This window comes from Streptomyces sp. NPDC102462 (genome assembly GCF_044765425.1).
GTDB lineage: Bacteria > Actinomycetota > Actinomycetes > Streptomycetales > Streptomycetaceae > Streptomyces.
Genome location: NZ_JBIWKB010000001.1, coordinates 324,468 through 339,646, shown reverse-complemented (window position 1 = coordinate 339,646; position 15,179 = coordinate 324,468). Strand labels below are relative to the sequence as shown.

General features: G+C 72.5%; 12 protein-coding genes and 1 pseudogene. 7 read left to right on the top strand and 6 right to left on the bottom strand.

What is annotated here, in order from left to right; translation table 11 throughout:
- Window positions 1-17: 17 nt before the first annotated feature.
- The 4 genes from ACIRFL_RS01495 to ACIRFL_RS01480 all read right to left on the bottom strand — a co-directional run bounded on the left by ACIRFL_RS01495 (window position 18) and on the right by ACIRFL_RS01480 (window position 3,891).
- Window positions 18-617, bottom strand: coding sequence for a class I SAM-dependent methyltransferase (locus tag ACIRFL_RS01495; RefSeq protein WP_404022977.1), 600 nt, complete (start codon window positions 615-617; stop codon window positions 18-20).
- Window positions 610-1,797 carry a multicopper oxidase domain-containing protein gene (locus ACIRFL_RS01490; RefSeq protein ID WP_404022976.1) on the bottom strand — a complete coding sequence of 396 codons (1,188 nt, stop codon included), beginning with the start codon at window positions 1,795-1,797 and terminating at the stop codon, window positions 610-612. The genes ACIRFL_RS01495 and ACIRFL_RS01490 overlap by 8 nt, the downstream gene beginning before the upstream one ends.
- 638 nt (window positions 1,798-2,435) lie before the next feature.
- A complete protein-coding gene (locus ACIRFL_RS01485; protein ID WP_404022974.1) occupies window positions 2,436-2,936 on the bottom strand; it encodes a hypothetical protein in 501 nt (166 codons plus the stop codon).
- A 103-nt stretch (window positions 2,937-3,039) separates the two neighbouring features.
- Complete coding sequence (locus ACIRFL_RS01480; protein ID WP_404022972.1) at window positions 3,040-3,891, bottom strand: DUF2249 domain-containing protein; 852 nt, start codon at window positions 3,889-3,891, stop codon at window positions 3,040-3,042.
- 581 nt (window positions 3,892-4,472) lie between these two features.
- Between ACIRFL_RS01480 and ACIRFL_RS01475 the strand changes: the two genes are divergently transcribed.
- From ACIRFL_RS01475 to ACIRFL_RS01445, 7 genes and pseudogenes are all read left to right on the top strand, one after another.
- On the top strand, window positions 4,473-8,171 hold the full coding sequence (locus ACIRFL_RS01475) for a nitrate reductase subunit alpha (RefSeq protein WP_404022970.1): 3,699 nt from the start codon (window positions 4,473-4,475) through the stop codon (window positions 8,169-8,171).
- A gap of 1 nt (window position 8,172) precedes the next feature.
- The gene (gene narH, locus ACIRFL_RS01470; RefSeq protein WP_404022969.1) at window positions 8,173-9,705 is read left to right on the top strand and encodes a nitrate reductase subunit beta; all 1,533 of its coding nucleotides are present in this window, start codon (window positions 8,173-8,175) and stop codon (window positions 9,703-9,705) included.
- The gene (narJ, locus tag ACIRFL_RS01465) at window positions 9,702-10,484 is read left to right on the top strand and encodes a nitrate reductase molybdenum cofactor assembly chaperone (protein ID WP_404022968.1); all 783 of its coding nucleotides are present in this window, start codon (window positions 9,702-9,704) and stop codon (window positions 10,482-10,484) included. Before narH ends, narJ begins: the two co-directional genes overlap by 4 nt.
- On the top strand, window positions 10,481-11,266 hold the full coding sequence (gene narI, locus ACIRFL_RS01460; RefSeq protein WP_404022967.1) for a respiratory nitrate reductase subunit gamma: 786 nt from the start codon (window positions 10,481-10,483) through the stop codon (window positions 11,264-11,266). The genes narJ and narI overlap by 4 nt, the downstream gene beginning before the upstream one ends.
- Window positions 11,263-11,898, top strand: coding sequence for a vitamin K epoxide reductase family protein (locus ACIRFL_RS01455; RefSeq protein WP_404022966.1), 636 nt, complete (start codon window positions 11,263-11,265; stop codon window positions 11,896-11,898). Before narI ends, ACIRFL_RS01455 begins: the two co-directional genes overlap by 4 nt.
- A 90-nt stretch (window positions 11,899-11,988) precedes the next feature.
- Window positions 11,989-12,255 (top strand): annotated as a pseudogene (locus ACIRFL_RS01450) (DUF6457 domain-containing protein); the annotation flags it as partial.
- 94 nt (window positions 12,256-12,349) lie between these two features.
- Entirely contained in the window at window positions 12,350-12,700 is a 351-nt protein-coding gene (locus tag ACIRFL_RS01445) for a cupin domain-containing protein (protein ID WP_404022964.1), read from the top strand.
- A 21-nt stretch (window positions 12,701-12,721) separates the two neighbouring features.
- On the opposite strand, the gene ACIRFL_RS01440 is transcribed toward ACIRFL_RS01445, so the two are convergent.
- Window positions 12,722-13,927 carry a globin domain-containing protein gene (locus ACIRFL_RS01440; RefSeq protein WP_404022963.1) on the bottom strand — a complete coding sequence of 402 codons (1,206 nt, stop codon included), beginning with the start codon at window positions 13,925-13,927 and terminating at the stop codon, window positions 12,722-12,724.
- A gap of 182 nt (window positions 13,928-14,109) precedes the next feature.
- Window positions 14,110-15,123, bottom strand: a complete 1,014-nt coding sequence (locus tag ACIRFL_RS01435) for a 2-hydroxyacid dehydrogenase (protein WP_404022961.1) — start codon at window positions 15,121-15,123, stop codon at window positions 14,110-14,112.
- Window positions 15,124-15,179: the final 56 nt, after the last annotated feature.

Below are 15,179 nucleotides of genomic sequence, written 5' to 3'. Positions count from 1 at the left end.
GTGCGGAGCGGTCGGCCTCAGCTCTCCCTCTTCGTGGCCACGCCCGCGATCAGCGGCCTGACAATCGGGGGCATTCCACGCCACGACGCTTCCACCGCGTATTCGAGCTCCAGCCCGCACGCCCGGATCAGTTCACCGGTGGCTCGGTTGCAGTGGCAGCCCTCCGCGAACCGACGCCAGGGCCCGGCGAGGCGGTCCTGCCAACAGGCGAGTCGCGGTGACGGGGAACGGACGTGCTCAAGGAACAGCAGCCGGCCACCGGGGCGCAGCACCCGCCCGACTTCCCGCAGCGCCTGATCGGGGGCATCGACCGTGCACAGCACGAGCGTCGAGACGACCGTGTCCACCGTTTCGTTCGTGAACGGCAGCCGTTCGGCCGACGCGTCGAGCACACGCACCGGGCGTCGATGGTGACGCAGCCGCCGCGCCAGCCGACCGCGCATCGCGGCACCGGGTTCGGTGAGGATCAGCTCGTCGAGGTCGCCGGGGTAGTAGCGCAGATTCAGGCCGGTGCCGCTGCCCAGCTCCACGGTCCGCCCGTCGGCCCGGCCGAGCACGTCCTGCCGGAGGGCGCCCAGGCCGGCCCGCTCGCCCACCCACAGGAGCGGGTCATACACGAGCGCGAACACCCGCGCCCACGGATTCGAGCCCTTCGCCACTGCCTGCTGCACGGTGCCACTGCCCACGTATTCGCATGCCGTTGCCCATGTGCTGGAGCATCGGTGCCGTGCTGCAGTGGTAGAGCCATGCACCGGCCCGGTCGGCGCGGAAGCGGTAGACGAGCCGCCCGGCGGGCTGGATGGTGCGCATCGCCCGGTCGGGGGCCAGGGATCCGGGGTGGAAGTCGATGCCGTGGCCCATGGCGGGGTCGTCGTTGACGAGAGTGACCTCGAAGACGTCGCCCACCTTGCCGCGCAGGGTGGGGCCGGGTGCGGTGCCGCCGAAGGTCCACATCTGCTGCCGCACGCCCGGGGCGACCTCGACCGTCCGGCGGACGGCACGCAGTTCCACCTTGTGCACGGTGCCGGCGGGAGCGGGGGCCAGGTCCGCGTCGCGGGGCCGCCACCCGTGGGAGAAACCGGCGGAGAGGTCCAGCGCGCCGGTGCCGGTGCCGGTGCCCGTGCCGGACATGTCGTGCCCCGCCATGGTGCCGCCGGTGCTGTGCCCGACGACGATGTCGAGGGTCAATCCGGCGGCCCGGTGTCCGGGCAGGGTGCACCAGGCGGTGCGGTTCTCGGTGACCGGCCCGAGATCGAGGGTGCGGCTCTCGCCGCGGGACAGCAGCGGGGTCGCCGGGCCGCCGTCCACCTTGAGGTCGTGGCGCTGCACGTCCTTGTTGGTGACCCTCAGCCTCAGTCCGGTGCCCGCGCTCACCTCGATCCGGGCGGGACGGACGCGCATGTCCGCCAGGGTGACGTCCACGCTGCGTGTGACGGTCGCGCCGCCGTGCTCCGTCCCCGCGGCGGCGGCCGGCCGTTCGGTGGAGCCGCCGCTGCCCGCCACCAGCACGGCCAGCACGATCAGTACGACGCCCCCCGCGCTGCCCAGCAGGACCGGCCGCCGGGACGAGCCGCCCTCGCGCACCCGGCCGCTGCCTCGGGCGAGGACACGGACCGTGCGGACGATGAAGGCCGCGCCCGCCGCCGCGGCCAGGGCCATGCCCGCCGGGCCGGCGGGAGCGGGCAACGGCAGCGCCAGCAGCACGACGCCGGCGTTGAGGACCGCCGAGCGGATCTGCCAGCGCCCCTCCAGCACCGCGCGCAGCGCGGCGCGTTCCTTCGGGCCGGCCGCGAGCACGACGGGCAGCAGATACGTCAGTGCGCCGATGAGGACCTGCGCGACGAACCCGGTCGGGCACGGCCTCGGCGCGGCAGTGCAGGCAGGCCAGGGGGCAGGCCCGGGTGGACTCCCAGATCACGATGAACGGCTTGTCCGCGACGTTCTGGTGCTGTCGGCGGATCACTCGGGCGGCGCTCACCAGGCCCTCCGTGCGCGATGGGTGCGTATCGTACGTCCGGCCGCCCGGGAGTCAGGGCAGACGTGGCGGGCGGCCGGACCGTGACCGGCCCGGCCCGTGCGCAGCACCCGTGTCGGGGGACGGCCGGGTGGACGGCCGCATGGATGCCGGTTGCAGTGGTGCACGGGATTCCTCCGGATCGGTCGAGAACCAGCATTCGGCATCGGACGCCCGGGGCGCGGCGGCCGATGCGCCCCTCGGTATGGGCCGAGGGTCCCTCGTTCCAGCGGCCGCGGCAGGGCCGGACGGTCCGTCGGGAAACACGTCGCAGGACCGCGATGCGCAGTCTTCCCACCTCGTCAACTGCCGCCGCCGGAACGGGACATGCTCAGGCAAGCCGATGCCCCCGTCGACGTGCGTGGGCCGCCGGCCTGTCGGTCGGCGGCCCGCTCGGCGAGCGCGGACGGGACCGGGCAGATCAGGGGTGGTGCCGGTCCGCGCCCAGGGCGTCGGCCGTGGCGAACAGCGCCGCGCCGAGGCCGGTCAGCGCCCCGCCCAGGCCCATGACCAGCGTGGTGAGGTGCCATGCCTGGTAGGCGGACAGCAGGGAGCCGCGCAGGGTTTCGCCCATGAAGGCGGTCTGGCGCAGCTCGGCGAGCTTTTCGTCGTCGTTCCCGGTGGCGTGCAGTTCTTCGGTGATCTCCGCGTAGGTGCGGCCGCCGGTCGCCTGGACGACATGGTCCTTGATCAGCTCGGCGTATGCGTGGGCCTGCGGGCCGGTCTCCACGCGCTGCCCGGTGAAGGGGGCGAGATGGGCCGGCAGCCCGTGCCGGGGGAAGGTGATGTTCTGGGCGGCCAGTTCGCTGCGGATCTCCTTGCGGCCCTTGCCGCCCCGCAGCAGCATGACGGGTCCGGCGGCGACCAGGGCCGCGCCGACCGCCCTGACCAGCGTGCCGGTCCGGTGGTGTGCTCTGTCCATGACGTGCCTTCCTGTCCTCTCAAGTGATGGCGCCACGGCCATGTCCGCGCACGCCGGTGCGTCCGGGTCCGGCGACCCGGCAGGCGGGCGCCGCGGCGCCGGGTCAGCGACGGCTGAGGCTCAGCCGCCAGGCTTCGGGACCCCGCTGCAGATACTCGACCGCGAAGCGGCCGGGTGTGCGCTGTTCCATCTGTGCGAGCAGCGGCAACGGGTCGTGCGGCGCGATGAGCACCATGGCCCGTCCGGCCTCGACGGTGTCGAGCGCGCCGAAGGCGGCGGCGTGGCGCAGTGAATGGGGCACTGACCGCAGGTCCAGTTCGGGCACGGTCGTTTCCTGTGCACCGCCGCATCCACAGCCTCCGCCACATCCACAGCCTCCGCCGCGGCCGCCGCTCTCCTCGGCCTCTTCGCCGGTTATATCCGTATCCGTCCCCAAGTCCCGGGATCCGAACGTGCCGCCGGCGGCCGTGTCCTGCGCGAGCCGGGTGTGCAGGTCCGCGAGCAGCGCGGCGAGCCGGACGCCGGGTGCCACGGCGAGCAGCGGCAGCACCAGGCCGTTCTCCTTGGCGACATGTTCTTCGAAGAGCACCTGCAGGGCCCGGGCTTCGGCGGCGGCCGCGGTCGGGCCGGGCGCGGTCCGCACGGCGTCGACCAGCGCGACGAGGCAGCCGTGCTCCGCGATCAGGCTCTCGATGAGCAGACGGCTGTCCGGAAGACGGCGCGCGACGGGGTAGAGCACGGACTCCTCGGCGGCGGCATGCGGCAGCAGTTCACGGTCGCAGAAGGCGACGAGGGCGGCGCGGATCTTCTCCGCGGCCCGCGGATCGCGCTCCACGGCGGTGCGCAGCACTGTCACATGCCCGCTCAACTCGCCCGCGAGACGGTCATGTCGACCGGTCGCGGCGTCGAGAGCCGCGGCGTCCTCGGGGGCCGACGCGAGGGTGAGAGCACTCATGAAGGTCTCTCCAGCGGTTCACGGCCGGACCGGCCGGCCAGTACGGGTAGAGGCGGCTCGTCCGCCACGCCCCTGACGCGAGCGGCGTCCCAGGCGGCCGGGCACAGAGAAGGACACCGGACGCGGGGGACGTGGCGGACGACCGTCCGGCCGCGGCAACGGCACGGGCACGGGGCCGGACGGTGACCGGACCGGGAGTGCGCCGCGCCCGCCGCGGCCGTGGACACGAGAAGACGTGGCCGGACGGGCCCGGACCCGACGGTCCGTGCACGCTCCGGGCCGGTCACGGGCCAGCATCGCCGTGTCGCGGCCGTCGGCACGTGGGCCGACCGGTCCCGCCGCACCGCCTACCGGCCCCTGATCGCGCTGGGGAACAGGGCCGAACGGCCGTCCGCGGCGGGCGGACCCGAAGCATGGTCCGCTTCGGCCGAGCGCGCCGCCCCTCCCGCGCGGTCCGGGCCGGCCCGGCGGCGGGGGACCTGGGTCCCGGTGGGGCCGGTGCGGTCCGGGCCGGAAGGGCTGCGGGTCAGGACCGTTCGGCCCCGAGCCCCGGGCCGGGTCAACGCCTAGCGTTCCTGACCATGGAGAACGACAAGATCGTGCGGCCGGCGCAGCGGCGCGCGGACGAGGGGTGGCCGCTGGCCGCCCGCAGGCTGCTGACCCGCCGCGAGGTGTCGGCCGACGGACGCGCCGTCTTCGGTGAGGGCGACCCGAAGTGGGAGGGCTTCTACCGGGACCGCTGGGCGCACGACAAGGTGGTGCGGTCCACGCACGGCGTCAACTGCACCGGTTCCTGCTCGTGGATGGTGTACGTCAAGGACGGGATCATCACCTGGGAGCACCAGGCCACCGACTACCCGTCGATCGGCACCGACTGCCCCGAGTACGAGCCTCGCGGCTGCCCGCGCGGGGCGTCGTTCTCCTGGTACACCTACTCCCCCAGCCGGGTCCGTTACCCGTATGTGCGGGGCGCGCTGCTGAAGCTGTGGCGCGAGGCCAGGCGCCGGCTCGGCGACCCGGTGGCGGCCTGGGCCGAGATCACCGGCGACCCGGCGAAGGCCCGCGCCTACAAGCGGGACCGCGGCAAGGGCGGCCTGGTGCGCGCCGACTGGGACGAGGTCACCGAGCTGATCGCCGCCGCCCATGTGCACACCATCAAGGAGTACGGCCCCGACCGGGTGGCGGGTTTCTCCCCCATCCCGGCGATGTCCATGGCGTCCTTCGCGGCCGGTGCCCGCTTCATGTCGCTCTTCGGCGGGACGCTGCTGTCCTTCTACGACTGGTACGCCGATCTGCCGGTCGCCTCGCCGCAGGTCTTCGGCGATCAGACGGACGTGCCCGAGGCGGCCGACTGGTGGAACGCGGGGTATCTCGTGATGTGGGGCTCCAACATCCCGGTCACCCGCACCCCTGACGCCCACTTCCTGACGGAGACCCGTTACAACGGGACCAAGGTGGTCGCGGTCAGCCCCGACTACGCCGACAACGTCAAGCACGCCGACGAGTGGCTGGCCCCGCACCCCGGCACGGACGGCGCGCTGGCGATGGCCATGGGGCATGTGATCCTGCGCGAGTTCCTGGTCGACCGGGACGTGCCGTACTTCCGGGACTATCTGCGCACCTTCACGGACGCGCCGTTCCTGGTGGCCCTGCGCGAGCACGAGCGGGGACTGGTCCCGGACGGGTTCCTGACCGCCGCCGACCTCGGGCACGACACGGAGAACGCCGGGTCCAAGACCGTGCTCCTGGACGCGGCCACCGGTGAACCGGTCGTGCCCAACGGCTCGCTCGGCTTCCGCTGGGGGTCGGCCGAGCAGGGCCGCTGGAACCTCGAACTGGACGGCGTCACGCCCGCGTTGAGCCTGCTGGACAGTGCGCGGGACACGGCCGCCGTGGCGCTGCCCCGTTTCGACGAGGGCGGCACGGAGGGCGGTTCGGTCATGGTGCGCGGTGTGCCCGTGCGCAGGATCGGCGGGCGCCTGGTCACCACGGTGTTCGACCTGATGCTGGCGCAGTACGGGGTGCGGCGTCCGGGTCTGCCGGGCAACTGGCCGGCCTCGTACGACGACGCGTCGCAGCCGTACACACCGGCGTGGCAGGAGACCATCACCTCGGTGCCGGCCCAGCAGGCCGCCCGTATCGCGCGGGAGTTCGCCCGCAACGCCGAGCGCACCCGGGGCCGCTCCATGATCGCCATGGGTGCGGGCACGAACCACTGGTTCCACTCCGACACCATCTACCGCGCCTTTCTGGCGCTGACCACCATGACCGGCTGCCAGGGCGTCAACGGCGGCGGCTGGGCGCACTACGTCGGCCAGGAGAAGGTCCGTCCGCTGACAGGCTTCCAGCATCTCGCCTTCGCCTTCGACTGGCAGCGGCCCACCCGGCACATGGCGGGCACGTCGTACTGGTACCTGAACTCGGACCAGTGGCGCTACGAGGCGTTCGGGCCCGAGGAGCTGGCCTCACCGCTCGGTGACGGGCGGTTCGCGGGCAAGGGGTTCGCCGACTGCCTGGCGCAGGCGGTGCGGCTGGGCTGGACACCCGGACACCCCGGTTTCAACCGCAACCCGCTCGACCTGACGGACGAGGCGGCGGCCAGGGGCCGCCAGGTCGCCGAGCACATCGTCGACGAACTCAAGGCGAACCGGCTGAAGTTCGCCGTCGAGGACCCCGACGACCCGGCGAACTTCCCGCGGGTCCTGACGGTGTGGCGGGCGAATCTGCTCGGCTCCTCCGGCAAGGGCAACGAGTACTTCCTGCGGCATCTGCTGGGCACGGACGCGGCCGTACGCTCCGCGCCGACCCCGCCCGAGCACCGTCCGAAGGACGTGGTGTGGCATGAGGAGGCGCCCGAGGGCAAGCTCGACCTGCTGGTCTGCATGGACTTCCGGATGACGTCCACCGGACTGATGGCCGACGTGGTCCTGCCGGCCGCGACCTGGTACGAGAAGGACGACCTGTCCAGCACGGACATGCACCCCTTCGTGCACGCCTTCACCCCGGCCATCGCCCCGCCCTGGCAGGCCCGCACCGACTACGACACGTTCCTGGGCATCGCCGACAGGTTCAGCGAGCTGGCCGCCGGGCACCTGGGCACCCGCACCGACGTCATCGCCGTGCCGCTCACCCACGACACCCCCGACGAACTCGCCCAGCCGGGCGGAGTGGTACGGGACTGGAAGGCCGGGGAGTGCGAGCCGGTCCCCGGGCGGACCATGCCGAAACTCGTGGTCGTCGAACGGGACTACGCGGCGACCGCGCAGAAGATGCGTGCCGTGGGCCCCCTGTTCGACACCCTGGGCACCACCACCAAGGGCATCACCGTCCACCCGGACCGGGAACTCGAGGAGCTGCGGCACCGCTGCGGGACCGTGCGGGACGGGATCGCCGCCGGGCGGCCCTCGCTGGCCACCGCCTCCGACATGTGCGAGGCGATCCTCGCCCTGTCCGGCACCACCAACGGGCGGCTGGCCACCGAGGGGTTCCGCGAGATGGAGCGGCAGACCGGGAGCAAGGGCCTTGTGGAGCTGGCCCTTGAACGTGAGGCCGAGCGGATCACCTTCGCCGACACCCGCACCCAGCCGCGCTCGGTGATGACCTCCTACGAGTGGTCGGGATCGGAGACCGGCGGCCGACGCTACTCGCCGTTCGTCATCAACACCGAGCACAAGAAGCCCTGGCACACGCTCACCGGCCGGCAGCACTTCTTCGTCCAGCACGACTGGATGGCCGAACTCGGCGAACAACTGCCCGCCTACCGGCCGCCGCTCAACGCGATACGGCACTACGGCGACGAGCATCTGCACGAGGACGGCCGGGCGGAGGTCACGGTCCGCTATCTGACCCCGCACTCCAAGTGGTCCATCCACTCGAACTACCAGGACAACAAGTACATGCTCGATCTGTCCCGCGGCGGCCCGGTGATCTGGATGTCCACCGCCGACGCCGCCCGGATCGGCGTCAAGGACAACGAGTGGATCGAGGCGTACAACCGCAACGGCGTCGTCGCCGCCCGCGCCGTGGTCACCCACCGCATGCCCGAGGGCACCGTGTACATGTACCACGCCCAGGACCGCACGGTGAACGTGCCGAAGACCGAGGTCAGCGGGAAGCGCGGCGGTATCCACAACTCGCTGACGCGGCTGCTGCTCAAGCCCACCCATCTCGCGGGCGGCTACGCGCAGTTCACCTACGCCTTCAACTACTACGGCCCGACCGGCAACCAGCGCGACGAGGTCACCGTCGTCCGCCGTCGCGATCAGCAAGTGGAGTACTGACATGCGTGTGATGGCCCAAGTGGCGATGGTGATGAACCTCGACAAGTGCATCGGCTGCCACACCTGTTCGGTCACCTGCAAGCAGACGTGGACCAACCGCACCGGCGTCGAGTACGCCTGGTTCAACAACGTCGAGACGAAGCCCGGCGTCGGCTACCCGCGCCGCTACGAGGACCAGGAGCACTGGAAGGGCGGCTGGACGCTCGACAGGCGCGGCCGGCTGGTGCTGCGCTCCGGAGGCCGGGTCAGGCGCCTGCTGTCCCTCTTCTCCAACCCGGACCTGCCGGGCATCGAGGACTACTACGAGCCGGTCACCTACGACTACGACAACCTGGTCAGCGCCCCGGCCGGCCAGGACGTCCCGGTCGCCCGCCCCCGCTCGGTCCTCACCGGGCGGCCCACCGCCATCACCTGGGGCGCCAACTGGGAGGACGGCCTCGGCGGCGCACCCGAGCACGCGGGCGGCGACCCCAATCTGACCGGCGCATGGGCCGAGAAGGTGAAGTTCGAGTTCGAGCAGACCTTCCTCTTCCATCTGCCCCGGTTGTGCGAGCACTGCCTCAACCCGGCCTGCGTCTCCGCCTGTCCGTCCGGCGCGATGTACAAGCGGGCCGAGGACGGCATCGTGCTCGTCGACCAGGACCGCTGCCGGGGCTGGCGGATGTGCGTGACCGCCTGCCCGTACAAGAAGGTGTACGTCAACCACGCCACCGGCAAGGCCGAGAAGTGCACCTTCTGCTTCCCGCGCATCGAGGCCGGACAGCCCACCGTGTGCTCCGAGACCTGCGTCGGCCGGCTGCGCTACCTGGGACTGCTGCTGTACGACGCCGACCGCGTCGGCGAGGCCGCGGCCACCCCGGACGAGCAGGACCTCCTCGACGCCCAGCGCGATGTGTTCCTCGACCCGCACGACCCCGGGGTGATCGCCGCCGCCCGTGCCTCCGGCATCCCGGAGGACTGGCTGGACGCGGCCCGCCGCTCCCCGGTGTACGCCCTGGTCACCAAGTACCGGGTCGCCCTGCCGCTGCACCCGGAGTACCGCACCCTGCCCATGGTCTGGTACGTGCCCCCGCTCTCCCCCGTCCTCGACGCCGTCGACGCGGCGGGCGGCAACCAGGACGATCCCGACCATGTCTTCGCGGCCGTCACCCGGCTGCGCATCCCGCTGGAATACCTGGCGGAGCTGTTCACCGCCGGGGACACCGACGTCGTCGCCGGCGTGCTGATGAAGCTGACCGCGCTGCGCTCGTACATGCGCGAACGCACCCTCGGCGAGGCCGGTGACGAGACCGTCCTGAAAGCGGTCGGGCTCACCGCCGGCGAGGCGGAGGACCTGCACCGGCTGCTGGCCGTCGCCAAGTACGCCGACCGGTACGTGGTTCCCGCCGCTCACAAGGAGGACGCGGCCGCCCTGACCGCGCTGGAGAACCGCTGCCCGGTGGAGACGTCCGGCGAACCGGCGGCGGCCGGCGGCCGGCGCGTGCTGCTCGGCATTCCCACCCTGCGCCGCGACACGACCGGAGGCCGTCCATGAGCCCGCTGCCCGCGACGATCCCCGCCATCGTCCGCACCCGCGTCCGCGCGGCCGTCCGCCGCCCGGCCCGCCGCACACCCGAGGAGGACGAGGCACGCACCCTGCTGCTGCGGCTGTGCTCGCTGCTGCTGCAGTACCCGGACACCGAACTCGCCGCCGCCAGGCCCGTGCTCACCGCGACGGTCGACGCGCTGCCGGCCTCCCCCGCCGCCACGCACCTGGCCGCCTTCACCGCCTGGTTCACCGGCCAGGAGCAGGAGGCGCTGGAGCGGCACTACGTCGCGATGTTCGACCTGCGCCGCAGGAGCAGCCTCTACCTCACCTACTACCTGCACGGCGACACCCGCCGCCGCGGCATGGCCCTGCTCACCCTGAACCAGCGCTACCGCGCCGCGGGCTGGGACATCGACGGCAGTGAGCTGCCCGACCACCTGCCGGTCGTCCTGGAGTTCGCCGCGCTGGCGGGTCCGGGGCGCGGCGAGGCACCGCTGCGCCAGCACCGCCGAGGGCTGGAGTTGATCCACCGCGCCCTGACCGACGCGGACTCGCCCTACCGGCACGTCCTGGCCGCGCTGTGCGCCCTGCTGCCGCCGCCCACCGAGGCCGACCGGGCGGCGGTGGACCGGCTCGTCACCGAGGGCCCGCCGAACGAAGAGGTCGGCCTCACCCCCTACGGCGATGGCGAGTTCGCCCCGCCGGGCACCTTCGTGCCACCGACGCCCGCCCCGCCGACCCGCGTACCGCCCGCCCCGACCAGCCGTACGGAAGGCCCCCGATGAACGCCGTACCCGACCCCCTGGCCGCCGCCTCGGCGAGCGGCACCGATCTGCTCCTGTGGGTCGCCGTCCCCTACATCTGCCTCGCCGTCTTCCTGGCCGGACACGTCTGGCGCTACCGGCACGACCAGTTCGGCTGGACCTCACGCACCAGCCAGCTCCTCGAACACCGGTGGCTGCGCTGGGGCAGCCCGCTGTTCCACCTGGGTGCCTTCATGGTGATCGCCGGGCATGTGGGCGGCCTTGTCGTGCCCGCGTCCTGGACCGAGGCGGCCGGCATCGGCGAGCACGCCTACCACACCACGGCCGTCTGGGCGGGCTCCGTGGCGGGCGTGGCCATGGTCACCGGCCTGGGCATGCTGTGCGCCCGCCGGCTGCTGACCCGCCGGATCCGGCTGGGCACCGACCGCAGCGACAAGCTCCTCTTCCCGCTGCTGTCCGCCACGGTCCTGCTGGGCATCTCCGCCACCGCCGCGCACAACGTGTTCGGCCCCGGCTACGACTACCGGCAGTCCGTGTCCGTCTGGTTCCGCGGCGTCTTCACCCTCCAGCCGCAGCCCGAGGCGATGGCCGGCGCGCCCCTGCTGTTCCAGCTGCACGCCCTGACCGCCTTCCTCCTGTTCGCCGTCTGGCCCTTCACCCGGCTCGTCCACGTGTGGAGCGCCCCGATCGGCTACCTGGCGAGGCCCTATCTGGTCTACCGGCGGCGGGCCACCCCGGCCGCCCCGGCCTCGACGCCCGCGCACCGGTCCCGGCCGGCCTCCACCTCCCGGCGCGCCGTATGAGCCACGGACCCGCGCTCGCGCCGGACACCATGTCCGGCCGGGCCGCGCCCGCCGTGGGAGCGAGCCGCCGCACGGGCCTGGTCATGCTGGTGACCGGGATCGTCGGCTGGCTCGCCTCCTTCGAGCTGACCGTGGACGACTGGCGGCTGCTGCGCGACCCCGCCTATCAGCCGCCGTGCAACATCAGCCCCGTCGTGAGTTGCGGCAGCGTCATGTCGAGCCCGGAGGGCCGCCTGTTCGGCTTCCCCAACATGCTGCTCGGGCTGGGTGGCTTCGCCGCCGTGACCGCCCTGGGCGTCGCCGTGCTGTCCGGGGCGCGCCTGCACCGCAGGCTGTGGCTGGCGCTGGACGCCGGGGCGCTGGCCGCGGTGGTGTTCGTGCACTGGCTGATGGGGCAGTCGCTCTACGGGCTGGGCAAGCTCTGCCCCTACTGCGCCGTCGTGTGGGTCAGCACCATCGCGCTGTTCTGGTATCTGACCCTGCACTGTCTGGAACGGGGGGTCGTCCCCGTTCCCCGGGCCGTGCCGGACTTCCTCCGGGACACGCACGGGATGCTGCTCACCGCCTGGTACGGGGTGATCGCACTGCTGGTTCTCACCCGTTTCTGGCCGTACTGGAGCAGCCTGCTGTAGCGGGCCACCGGCCGTGAACCGCCGAAGACACACCGCGCGCGGCCCTCGGTCGATGGCCGCGCAAAGGAAGGAACGATGATCGTGGACGACGTGTTGAAGCAATGGACGGCCGCCGTGCGGGCCGAGCTGGGAATCGACCTCGAAGTCGACCGGGACCTGCTGCTCGCCCTCGCGGGGAAGGCCGCTCACGGCGTGGCCCGGCCGGCCGCGCCGCTGACGACATTCCTGGTCGGCTACGCGGCGGGGCGTGCGGGCGGCGGGCCCGAGGCGGTGGCCGCGGCGGCCCGGCGCGCCACGGCACTCGCCGCCCGCTGGTCCGACGAGACCGACCACGGCCCCGGCTCGGAAGGCGCATGACACACAGCCGCGGTGCGCACAACAAGCAGGCCCTAAGCAGTAAGCAGTAAGCAGTAAGCAGTAAGCAGTAAGCAGTAAGCAAGGAGAAACCCGTATGACCGCCACTGTGATCCAGGACCTGGCAGCCGCGCTGCCCGTGCCGGAGGACGGCACGCTCAGCCGCGTCCTGTACCGGGACGACCGGCTGCGCGTCGTCGGCTTCGCGTTCGCCACCGGCCAGGAACTGACCGAACACACCTCGGCGCTGCCCGTGGTCATCCAGGTCGTCCAGGGCCGCCTCGACCTCGTGCTGGGCGGGCGGAAAACGGAGGCGGCACCGGGCAGTTGGATCCATCTGCCCGCCCGGCTGCCGCACACCGTCCGCGCGACCGAGCCCAGCATCATGCTGCTGACCATGCTGCCCGCGGGGAGCCCGGCCGCGCCGGACGGCGCCGCGGACAGCTGACCGCCGGGTGCCGTGCGGGTCTCAGCCCTCGGCGTGCGCCAGCCACAGGTCGGGGCCGAAGACCTCGTAGCGGATGCTGCGCGCGGGAATGCCGGACCGGAGCAGCTGGGCGCGGACGGCACGCATGAAGGGGAGCGCGCCGCACAGGTACACGTCGGCGTCGGCGGGCAGGCCCAGGCCGTCGAGGTCCATCAGCCCCGTACGGGAGCCGGGTTCCTCGCCCGCGTCCTGTTCGTACCAGAACTCCGCTCGGGCGTGCGGCAGTTGCTCCACCAGACGCCGGGTCTCGGCACGCAGGGCGTGGTCGGCCGGGCTGCGGTCGGCGTGCAGGACCCACACCGGCCGGGACGCACCGGTGGCGGTGAGGTGTTCGAGCATGCCGGCCATCGGGGTGCATCCGATGCCGGCGGAGACCAGCACCAGCGGGGTGTCGGCGTCGCCCAGGACCACGTCTCCGAACGGGGCCGACAGGTCGAGTTCGTCGCCGACGCGCACGGTGCGGTGCAACTGGTTGGAGACCTCGCCCTCGGGGGCGTCGGCGACGCTCGCCACCCGCTTGACGGTGATACGCCGCAACCGGTCGCCGGGCGCGTTGGACAGGCTGTACTGGCGGGTCTGGTGGATGCCGTCGGGCATGAGCGACCGGACGCTGACGTACTGTCCGGCGCGCGCCGGGGGCAGGGGGCCGTCGTCGGCCGGGCGCAGCAGGAAGGAGACCACGTCCGGTGTCTCCTCCCGCCGCTCCACCACGGTCCACGCCCGCCACGGCCTGCGCGGGTCCACCTGTGCCTGCTGGTAGAGGCGGGCCTCACGGGCGATGAGCGCGCCGGCCATCAGCCAGTACACCTCGTCCCAGGCGGCGGCCACCTCCGGGGTCACCGCCTCCCCCAGCACCTCGCCGATCGCGCGGAACAGGTACTTGTGCACGATGGTGTACTGGTCGTCGGTGATGCCCAGCGCCGCGTGTTTGTGGGCGATCCGGGACAGCAGCGCGTCCGGGCGGGCGTCGGGGTCGGCCAGCAGGGCCCGGGCGAAGCCCGCGATGGATCCGGCCAGGGCCTGGCGCTGCTCGCCGCTGGCCTGGTTGCCGCGGTTGAACAGGCCGTCCAGCAGCTCCGGCTGCTCGGCGAACATGGTGCCGTAGAAGCGCGCCGTGATCTGGTCCAGGGCCCCGCCGACAGCGGGCAGGGTGGCGCGGACGACAGCGGCCGACTCGGGCGAAAGCATGGAACTCCCCTGAGGTGTAGGCGGGTACGGGACGGCGCTCACCGTCACGGCCGGAACCCTGGGTGCGGGCCCGACCGACGCCTCGATCATCGCGTTGGGCCGCCGTCCGGGGTCAGGGCCGAACTTCCCTGGCGGCAGGGCCCATCGGTCCGGTCCCGGGAGCGGTCGGCACCCCGCGGGTGTCACGCCGCCTGAGGGCGGACGAGCGTGTTGTCGCTGGTGTTGCCGGCGAGGTGGTCCACGATGTTGGCCACGGTGGTCCGGGCGATCTGGCCGACGGCGTCCCTGGTGAAGTACGCCTGGTGCGAGGTGACCAGCACGTTGCTGAAGGTCATCAGCCGCGCGAGGCGTTCGTCGGTCATCACCTCCAGGGACTTGTCCAGGAAGAACACGCCGGCCTCCTCCTCGTACACGTCGAGGCCGACACCGCTCAGCCGTCCGGCGCGCAGCGTCCCGAGCAGGGCGTCCGTGTCCACCAGGCCACCGCGGCTGGAGTTGACCAGGATCGCGTCGTCCTTCATGAGGTCAAGGGCCTCGGCGTCGACGAGGTGATGGGTCTGCGGCAGCAGCGGCACATGGAGGCTGACCAGGTCCGCTTCGGCGAACAGCCGCTCGCGCGGCACGTACTGCATGCCGAGGGCGAGGCAGTCGGGGTTCTCCGCGACGTCCCAGCCCAGCAGCCGCATGCCGAACCCGTGGGCGATCCGGGTGAACGCGGCCCCGATCTTCCCGGTGCCCACCACACCGGCCGTGCGGCCGCGCAGGTCGCGGCCCATCAGCCCGTCGAGCCGGAAGTCGAACTCCCGGGTGCGTTGCGCGGCCCGTACGATCCGGCGGTCTACCGCGAGCGCGAGGGTCCAGGCGAACTCGGCGACCGAGTACGGCGAGTAGGAGGACACCCGGGCCACCGTCAGGCCGAGTTCCCGGGCGGCGGTCACGTCGATGTTGTTGTAGCCGGTGGACCGCTGGGCGATCATCCGGGTGCCGCCGTCGGCCAGCGCACGCAGCACGCCGGCGTCCAGGGTGTCGTTGACACTGCTGAGCACGACCTCGTGGCCCGCGGCGGTCGGCACGGTGTCCCGGTCCAGGAAGAGCCTCAGACAGCGCAGCTCATGACGGTCCGCGAACGCCCTGTCGAACTCCTCGCGCAGCAACGGCTCCTCGTCCACGAGGACGCCGTACGCGACGATCTCCACTTGCTCTCCTCCTGTCACTCGGGGTGATCTCCCCTTCCACCGTAGACGCGGATCAC